6 protein-coding genes and 1 tRNA gene are annotated in these 7,683 nt (G+C 69.1%); 5 read left to right on the forward strand and 2 right to left on the reverse strand.

What is annotated here, in order from left to right; all coding sequences use genetic code 11:
- Window positions 1-169: 169 nt before the first annotated feature.
- Window positions 170-1,744 (forward strand): acyl-CoA synthetase, encoded by a 1,575-nt coding sequence (locus ACH34S_RS41805; protein ID WP_395958494.1) that lies wholly within the window; start codon window positions 170-172, stop codon window positions 1,742-1,744.
- Here ACH34S_RS41805 and ACH34S_RS41810 read toward each other — a convergent pair whose 3' ends face one another.
- A complete protein-coding gene (locus ACH34S_RS41810; RefSeq protein ID WP_395958495.1) occupies window positions 1,745-2,878 on the reverse strand; it encodes a PucR family transcriptional regulator in 1,134 nt (377 codons plus the stop codon).
- A 120-nt stretch (window positions 2,879-2,998) separates the two neighbouring features.
- Between ACH34S_RS41810 and ACH34S_RS41815 the strand changes: the two genes are divergently transcribed.
- Window positions 2,999-3,907, forward strand: coding sequence for a proline dehydrogenase family protein (locus ACH34S_RS41815; RefSeq protein WP_395958496.1), 909 nt, complete (start codon window positions 2,999-3,001; stop codon window positions 3,905-3,907).
- Between the two features lie 17 nt (window positions 3,908-3,924).
- Window positions 3,925-5,556, forward strand: a complete 1,632-nt coding sequence (gene pruA / locus ACH34S_RS41820) for an L-glutamate gamma-semialdehyde dehydrogenase (protein ID WP_395958497.1) — start codon at window positions 3,925-3,927, stop codon at window positions 5,554-5,556.
- Here pruA and ACH34S_RS41825 read toward each other — a convergent pair.
- Window positions 5,553-6,761, reverse strand: a complete 1,209-nt coding sequence (locus tag ACH34S_RS41825; protein WP_395958498.1) for a cytochrome P450 — start codon at window positions 6,759-6,761, stop codon at window positions 5,553-5,555. The genes pruA and ACH34S_RS41825 overlap by 4 nt on opposite strands.
- Before the next feature lie 59 nt (window positions 6,762-6,820).
- Here ACH34S_RS41825 and ACH34S_RS41830 point away from each other — a divergent pair, with 59 nt between their 5' ends.
- Together ACH34S_RS41830 and ACH34S_RS41835 are read left to right on the forward strand one after the other, a co-directional pair.
- Window positions 6,821-7,519, forward strand: coding sequence for a TetR/AcrR family transcriptional regulator (locus tag ACH34S_RS41830; RefSeq protein ID WP_395958499.1), 699 nt, complete (start codon window positions 6,821-6,823; stop codon window positions 7,517-7,519).
- Window positions 7,497-7,570 (forward strand) — tRNA-Met (locus ACH34S_RS41835). Before ACH34S_RS41830 ends, ACH34S_RS41835 begins: the two co-directional genes overlap by 23 nt.
- Window positions 7,571-7,683: the final 113 nt, after the last annotated feature.

Consider the following 7,683-nt stretch of genomic DNA (forward strand, 5'->3'; position numbering starts at 1 on the left):
CCCGGGGCTCCGCCCCTGGACCCCCGTTTCTCCTTGGCGCCGCCGAAATTTCGTCGCCTCCTTCTGCCCCTGTTTGGGGGTGGTTGTGGGGACGGCGGGCGTGGTTATGATCGCGCGAAAGGTGGGCTCACGGGAGGGTCTACCTGGGGTTCTGGGTGGGGAGGCGTCCATGGAGCAGGCGGTTGCTCGTGCGCGGCAGCATTCGGCTGGTGATCTTCTGCATCGGACGGCGCGGCGGTATCCGGACAAGGTGGCCGTGGTCAGCGGGGAACGGCGGGTCACTTTCGCGGAGTTCGACACGGCCGTGAACCGGGCGGCGCATGCGTTGGTGGAGCGGGGCGCCGGCAAAGGGGATCGGCTCGCGTTGCTCAGCCACAACTGCTGGGAGTACGCGGTGCTGGCGTTCGCCACCGCGAAACTCGGGGTGGTGCTCGTGCCGGTCAACTTCATGTTGAACGCGGATGAGACCGCCTACATTCTCGGGCATTCCGGGGCCTCTGGGATCGTTGCCGAGGACGCGCTCGTCCCCACCGCGGAGAAGGCTCTGGCCATTGCGGGAGTCGAGGGCGGAGTGCGTGGGTGGATCGGGTTGTCCGGGGGCGTTCCTGCGGCCGGGTGGGAGGACGTCGGGGTCTGGTGGAGTGCCGGGCCGGACAGTGCGCCCGAGGTTCTCGTCGGGGACGACGATCCGTTGCGGCTCATGTACACGTCCGGGACCGAGTCGCGTCCCAAAGGCGTCATGTTGTCGAGCCGCTCACTGATTTCGCAGTACGTCAGCTGCGTCGTTGACGGCGGGATGACCGAGGACGACGTCGAGGTCCATTCGCTGCCGATGTATCACTGCGCGCAGCTCGACTGCTTCTTCTCGGTCGATGTCTATCTGGGGGCGACCAGCATCATCGTGCCTGGGCCCGACCCGGCTGTGCTGCTGGAGACCATCGAGCGGGAGAAGGTCACCAAGCTGTTCTGCCCGCCTACCGTGTGGATCGCCTTGCTGCGCCATCCGGACTTCGACAGGCGGGATCTGTCCAGCCTCCGCAAGGGGTACTACGGCGCGTCGGCGATGCCGGTGGAGGTGCTGCGGGAGCTTCTGCGGCGGCTGCCCGAGGTGCGGCTGTGGAACTTCTACGGGCAGACCGAGATGGCGCCGCTCGCGACCATTCTGCGTCCGCATGAGCAGTTGGAGCGGGCGGGGAGCGCTGGAAAAGCGGCCATCAATGTCGAGACCATCCTCGTGGACGACGATGGGAACCCTGTTTCTGCGGGCGAGGTCGGGGAGATCGTGCATCGCAGCCCCCATGCGGCGCTCGGGTATTACCGGGACGAGGAGAAGACCGCGGAGGCGTTCCGTGGCGGGTGGTTCCATTCGGGGGATCTCGGCGTCATGACCGAGGACGGGTACCTCTCCGTCGTCGACCGGAAGAAGGACATGATCAAGACCGGGGGCGAGAACGTCGCCAGCCGGGAGGTCGAAGAGGCGATCTACGAGATGGAGGGCGTCGCGGAGGTCGCCGTCTTCGGCATCAGCCATCCCCGGTGGATCGAGGCCGTCACCGCCGTCGTCGTGCCCAAGCCAGGTGTTGAGTTGAGTGCGGTCGACGTTGACGCGCATGTGCGGGAGCGGCTGGCCGGGTACAAGCGGCCCAAGTATGTGGTGCTCGCTGATTCCCTGCCCAAGAACCCGAGCGGCAAGATTCTCAAGCGGGAGCTTCGCGCTCAGCACGGCGGCCTCGCCACCTCTTGATCAAGAATCCTGGGTTCGCAGGTTCTCCGCGGTTTCGTTGCGGTGAGTGGGTTGGTCCAGGTGGGGGGCGAGGGTTAGGGCCAGGTGGAGGGTCAGGCGGTCTTGGCCGTTGGTGAGGGTCAGGGCCGTCAGGTCTTCTATGCGGCGTAGGCGGTGGTAGAGGGTCTGGCGGTGGATGTTCAGGGACTGGGATGTTTTCTGGACGTTGCCCGCCAGGTCCAGGTAGGTGCGGGCTGTTTCGGCCAGGTCCGGGTGTTGCAGGAGCTGCTCGGTGCCCTTGGTCTGGGTCGTTTGGGTCAGGGCCTCGTCGCCTGCGGTGCGGAGGAGGCGGAGGACGCCCAAGGTCGTCCAGTCTCGGGTTTCGCCGGGGGCGGCGGTGCGGGCGGCGACGCGGGCGCGGAGCCAGCCCTCGTGGACGTGGTCGAGGGTCGGGCATGGGGCATAGACGCCTGCCTGGACGGGTGTGTTGCGCTCCTCTAGGAGGCGGCGGGCTCTGTCTACCGTCGTGCGGGCGACCGTCTGGGGGAGGACCAGGACGTGGTCGCGTTGCCACACCGTCGTCAGGGCGGAGTGGGGGAGTAGCCAGGGGTTCAGTGGTTCCGGGCTTGGGGTTCGTAGGACGGCGACCGTGAATGGGGCGTCGGGGGCCGCGGCCTCTGTGAGTTCCGTCGCGGCCTGGGTTCGGGTGTCGGGGTGGGCGGAGAGGAGGTCGGCGACCTTCCAGCCGAGGTCGTCGCGCTCGCGCGCCTGGCGGGCCATGAGGAGGCCGGCGCGTTCGCAGAGGGGCATGGCGCGGGCGGCCTCGGCGCCGGTGATGCGCTCCTGGTCGTCCAGCAGCCAGAGATAGCCGTAGGTGACGTTGTTCCAGCGGACGGGCAGGCAGAGGCGGCCCAGCTGGCCGACCGAGGTGTCGGCGGGGATGCGGACGGGGCCCGTCGCGCGGGCGATGCCGTGGCGCTCGAAGCGGGTGCGGACGGCGTCGGTGGCGCGGCGGTGCAGGATCGACTCCATCCGGACGGGGTCGATGGTGTCGCCGTGGGGCGCGTAGGCCACGAGGTGGAAGTCGCGGTCCTCCAAGGTGGCGGGGGCGTGGAGGAGGTCGGCCGCGTTCTCGGCGATCTCCTGGAGGTCCATCGACGCCTCCCCTTTGTACGTTTGTATGAAGAATTGGGGTTCAGGAAGTTACATCCGACTATACGTGGTGGGGGCGGACGCTCTTAACGTGCTTGGTGTTCCTCGTTGATGGAGGGTCTGATGCTCAGTCCTTTGCTCCTCGCCGCCGCGCGTAGCCGGCGGATGCGTGGTGTTGTGACGTCCATGCCGCTGACCAGGGGTGTCGTCGACCGGTTCGTCGCGGGGGAGGATCTGGACGCCGCGCTCGGGGTGGTCAGGGAGCTCGGGGCCGGCGGGCTGAAGGTCACTCTTGATCATCTGGGGGAGGACACCAAGGATCGGGGGCAGGCCGAGGCCACGCGGGACGCCTATCTGGAGCTGTTCGCCGCTTTCGCCGAGCAGGGTCTTGCCGGGGGCGCGGACGCGTCGGTGAAACTGTCGGCGCTCGGGCAGATGCTTCCCGGGGACCTCGCGCTCGACAATGCGCGGGAGATCTGCGCGATGGCGGGACGGGTCGGCATGACCGTCACGCTCGATATGGAAGACCACACCACCGTGGACTCCACGCTGGAGATTCTCGGGAAGCTGCGCGTCGACTTCCCTTGGGTCGGCGTCGCCATTCAGTCGATGCTGCGGCGCACCGACGGTGATCTCAAGGAACTGATCGGGGACGGGTCGCGGGTGCGGCTGGTGAAGGGCGCCTATGCGGAGCCCGCGTCGGTGGCCTATCAGAGCAAGCGTGAGGTTGACCGCGCCTACGTGCGGGCGCTGCGGACGCTCATGCGCGGTGACGGATATCCGATGGTCGGCAGCCACGACCCGCGCATCATCGAGATCGCGCTGGCGCTGGCCGCCGAGCGGTCGCCGTCCTCGTATGAATTCCAGATGCTTTACGGGATCCGGACGGCCGAGCAGAGGCGGCTCGCCGAGGCCCACCAGATGCGCGTGTACGTCCCGTACGGGGCCGACTGGTACGGGTATTTCATGCGGCGCCTGGCCGAGCGGCCCGCCAATCTCGTGTTCTTTCTTCGTTCGTTCGTTTCGCGTTGAGCAGGAGGGTTCCCTTCATGGACGCCGTCACCAATGTTCCGACCCCGGAGAACGAGCCGGTGCGCGGCTACGCCCCGGGCAGCGCCGAGCGGGCCAGGCTAGAGGCGAAGCTCGCCGAGCTGACCGCGGAGGCACCGATCGACCTGCCCATGACGATCGGCGGGCAGCGCCGGCTGGGGGCGGGCGCGAAGGTCGCCGTCGTCCAGCCGCACAGGCACGCGTCCGTTCTCGGGACGTTCGGCACCGCGACGCAGGACGACGCGCGGGACGCGATCGCGGCGGCGCTGGAGGCCGCGCCGGCCTGGCGGGCGCTGTCGTTCGACGACCGGGCCGCGATCTTCCTGCGGGCCGCCGACCTGCTGTCCGGGCCGTGGCGGGAGACGCTGCTGGCCGCGACGATGCTCGGGCAGTCCAAGACCGTCCAGCAGGCGGAGATCGACAGCCCGTGCGAGCTGGTCGACTTCTGGCGCTTCAACGTGCACTTCGCCCGCCGGATCCTCGCCGAGCAGCCGATCAGCGGCCTCGGGGTGTGGAACCGGTCGGATCACCGTCCGCTGGAGGGGTTCGTCTACGCGATCACCCCGTTCAACTTCACCGCGATCGCCGCGAACCTGCCGACCGCGCCCGCGCTGATGGGCAACGTGGTGGTGTGGAAGCCGTCGCCCACGCAGACGTACTCGGCTGTTCTGCTGATGCGGTTGCTGGAGGAGGCCGGGCTGCCGGCGGGTGTCATCAACCTGGTGACGGGCGATGGTGTCGCTGTTTCGGATGTCGCGCTCCAGCATCCTGATCTGGCGGGAATTCACTTCACCGGGTCCACCGCCACTTTCAAGCATCTGTGGAAGACGGTCGGGGCCAATCTCGACAAGTTCCGCGGCTATCCCCGGCTCGTCGGCGAGACCGGCGGCAAGGACTTCGTCGTCGCGCACCCGTCCGCCGACCCGGCCGTCCTGAAGACGGTGCTGGTGCGCGGCGCGTTCGAGTACCAGGGGCAGAAGTGCTCGGCGGCGTCGCGGGCGTACATCCCGCGGTCGATCTGGGAGGGCGGGTTCAAGGACGAGTTCGTCGCCGAGGTCGAGGGGCTCACCATGGGGGACGTCGCCGACCTGTCCAACTTCATCGGCGCGCTCATCGACGAGCGGGCCTTCGCCAAGAACAAGGCGGCCATCGAGCGGGCCCAGGCCGACCCCGACGTCGAGATCGTCGCCGGGGGGACGTACGACGACACGGTCGGGTACTTCGTCCGGCCGACCGTCCTCGTGTCCGGCGACCCCGGGAACGACATCTTCCGCACCGAGTACTTCGGGCCCATTCTCGGCGTCCATGTGTACGACGACGAGCGGTACGAGGAGACGCTCGCGCAGATGGAGTCCGTCGCCCCGTACGCGCTGACCGGGGCCGTCGTCGCGGGCGACCGGGCCGCAGCCGCGCACACCGCCGAAGTGCTCCGGTACGCGGCCGGCAACTTCTACATCAACGACAAGCCCACCGGCGCCGTCGTGGGGCAGCAGCCGTTCGGCGGCGCGCGCGCCTCCGGCACCAACGACAAGGCCGGATCGGTGTTCAACCTGCTCCGCTGGACGTCGCCGCGCTCCATCAAGGAGACCTTCGTCCCGCCGACCGACTACCGCTACCCGCACATGGGCTAAGCGGCCGTTATGCCCGTGGCTGGGAGCGACACCCAGCCACGGGTGAACGGTGATGCGATCCGTTCTGCGTTGTCTATGTCGACGCCTACGTTCGGGTGCGCGTGGAGCAGTTCTTCCAGGGCGACGCGGGCTTGCAGCTTGGCCAAGTGTGAGCCGATGCAGAAGTGCACGCCGCTGGAGAAGCCGAGATGGCGTGGGATGTCCCGGGTGATGTCGAGGTCGCCGGCGGACGGGCCGAACTCGCGCTCGTCCCGGTTCGCCGCGCCGAACAGCATCATGACCTTCTCGCCCGCCGGGATCTCCGTCCCGTGGAGCGTCACCGGGCGCGTCGTCGTCCGGGCCAGCGCCTGCACCGAGCCCTCCAGCCGCAGGAACTCCAGCAGCGCGTTCGGGACGAGCGACCGGTCGGCGGCGAGCCGCTCGCGCTGCGCGTGGTCGCCGTCCAGCAGGGCCACCCCGTGCGAGATCAGGTTCCCGGTCGTGTCGTTGCCGCCCGCGACCATGACGAAGCAGAACCCGAGAATGTCCCAGTCGGTGAGGCGCTCCCCGTCCACCTCGGCGGCCGTCAGGGCGCTGACCAGGTCGTCGCCGGAGGGGTCCGCGCGGCGCGCGGCGATCACCTCGGTGAAGTAGCCGAACATCTCGGCCACCGCGTCCGCCGCCCCGCCCTTCATCGCCTTCAGGTGGAAACCGTCGTCCTGGAGGGTCGTCAGCGCGGACACCCACGGGCCGAACCGCGCCCGGTCCGCCTCCGGGACGCCCAGCAGCCGAGCGAGCGCGAACGTCGGCAGCGGCGACGCGAAATCCTGGTGCAGGTCGGGCCGGGCGCCGTCCGCCGCCTTCTGCTCCATGAGCCTGATTCTCGACCTGGCGAATCCGCGCAGCACCTCCTCCAGGGCCGCGATGCGGCGCGGTGTGAACGCGTGGCTGATCAGGCGGCGCAGGACGGTGTGCCGCGGCGGGTCCAGCATCACGATCGTCGGGGCCAGGCCGAGCGTGCCGATCTCGTCCGGATAGAACGTCAGGCCCTGGGCGGACGAGAACGTCCCCGCGTCCCGCGTCGCCGCCCAGATGTCCTCGAACCGCGACAGCGCCCAGAACGGCGGATCATCGTGCCGGTGGACGGGCTCCTCGTCGCGGAGCCGCCGGTACGCGGGATAGGGGTCGGCCTGGAATCCGGGATCGAACGGGTCGTAGACGTCCACTATGGGACCTCCGGCTCTAACGGCCACCGTTAATAACGCTCCCTGTTAGTATCATCGGCGTGCCGAAAGACGCAAGAGCCACCCGCGAACGCCTCCTGCGCGCCGGCGCCCGCCACTTCGCCGCCGACGGCATCGACGCCGCCCGCACCCGCGACGTCATCGCCACCGCCGGACAGGGCAACGACTCCGCGATCACCTACCACTTCGGCTCCCGCGCGGGCCTCCTCGAAGCCATCCTCCGCGCCGGCATCACCCGCATGGAACCCGCCCGCGCCGCCACCCTCCAGGCCCTCGACGACCCCTGCGACCTGCCGGGCATCGTCGCCGCGATCGTCCACCCCACCGCCGACGAACTCCACACCGAACAAGGCCGCGACTTCCTCCGCATCACCGCCCAGCTCGCCGGACGCGCCGGCATCCGCGACCACCACCCCCCGGCGCTCCTCGACGGCACCAGCCTCGCCCGTCAGCTAGAGCTGCTCGAAAGCGCCTGCCGCGCCGTCCTTCCCGAACCCCTCGCGCTCGAACGCATCGCCATCGCCATCGCCTTCCTCACCACCGCCCTCGCCGACCGCACCGGCCGCCTCGACCCCACCACCCCCCAGCACACCCTCCTCGACCACCACACCTTCGTCGCCGACCTCACCACCATGCTCACCGCCGCCCTCCAAGCCCCCGCACCACCCCAAACCAGTTTGCGCAACCACCCCCCGCCCCATACAGTTAACCCATCACCGCGGGGTGGAGCAGTTCGGTAGCTCGCTGGGCTCATAACCCAGAGGTCGCAGGTTCAAATCCTGCCCCCGCTACGGATCTGGGTCCGTGTGGTCGGGCGTTTTGCGCCCTTCCCGCGGGCCCTTCGCCTTTTCCCGGGGGGACGACCCCCCGGAGCCCCCCGTGCCTCCGCCATCCCCCGCCCGCC

Origin of the sequence: Actinomadura sp. 3N508 (assembly GCF_044326375.1) — a bacterium.
Classification (GTDB): domain Bacteria; phylum Actinomycetota; class Actinomycetes; order Streptosporangiales; family Streptosporangiaceae; genus Spirillospora.

Excerpts from the sequence above, each read along its gene's own strand:
- ACH34S_RS41805 (WP_395958494.1), top strand. The coding sequence starts at position 170 with ATGGAGCAGGCGGTTGCTCGTGCGCGGCAGCATTCGGCTGGTGATCTT.
- ACH34S_RS41810 (WP_395958495.1), bottom strand. The coding sequence starts at position 2,878 with ATGGACCTCCAGGAGATCGCCGAGAACGCGGCCGACCTCCTCCACGCC.
- ACH34S_RS41815 (WP_395958496.1), top strand. The coding sequence starts at position 2,999 with ATGCTCAGTCCTTTGCTCCTCGCCGCCGCGCGTAGCCGGCGGATGCGT.
- pruA (WP_395958497.1), top strand. The coding sequence starts at position 3,925 with ATGGACGCCGTCACCAATGTTCCGACCCCGGAGAACGAGCCGGTGCGC.